The sequence below is a fragment of the Streptomyces thermovulgaris genome, assembly GCF_002155915.1.
Taxonomy (GTDB): domain Bacteria; phylum Actinomycetota; class Actinomycetes; order Streptomycetales; family Streptomycetaceae; genus Streptomyces; species Streptomyces thermovulgaris.
The window spans coordinates 1-458 of record NZ_MUME01000432.1 but is presented as its reverse complement, the minus strand read 5'-3'; the positions used below and the strand labels follow the sequence as shown (position 1 = coordinate 458).

Annotated in this window: 1 protein-coding gene; it reads left to right on the top strand. The window is 73.1% G+C overall.

Annotated features, from left to right (window positions below; genetic code table 11):
- Positions 1–417 (top strand): polysaccharide deacetylase family protein (locus CCN35_RS25930; protein WP_143631818.1); only part of this gene is annotated, 417 nt, incomplete at its 5' end.
- Between the last annotated feature and the right edge of the window lie 41 nt (positions 418–458).

The following is a 458-nucleotide window of genomic DNA, read 5'->3' as shown; positions in this document are numbered from 1 at the left end:
GACGAGGGACACACCGTCGGCAACCACACCTGGACCCACCCGCTGCTCACCCGGCGTACCCGGCGGCAGATCCGCGTGGAGCTGGAGAGCACCTGCGACATCATCGAAAAGGCGTACGGGCAGCGGCCCCAGTGGTTCCGCGCCCCCTACGGCGCCTGGAACCGGACGGTCTTCCAGGTGGAGGCCGAGCTGGGCATGGAACCGCTGGCCTGGACGGTCGACAGCCTGGACTGGACCACCCCGGGCACCAGCACGATCGTCCGGCGCGTCGAGCGCGGGGCGGGCTCCGGGGTCGTGGTGCTCTCCCACGACGCCGGAGGCGACCGTACGCAGACCGTCCGCGCGCTGCGCACCTACCTTCCGCGGCTGCTGGACGAGGGCTACCGGTTCACCGTGCCGCGCCGGGGCCAGATCTGACGCGTCCGCCGGCCGGTGCCCGCCTGGCCGGGGTCCTCTCG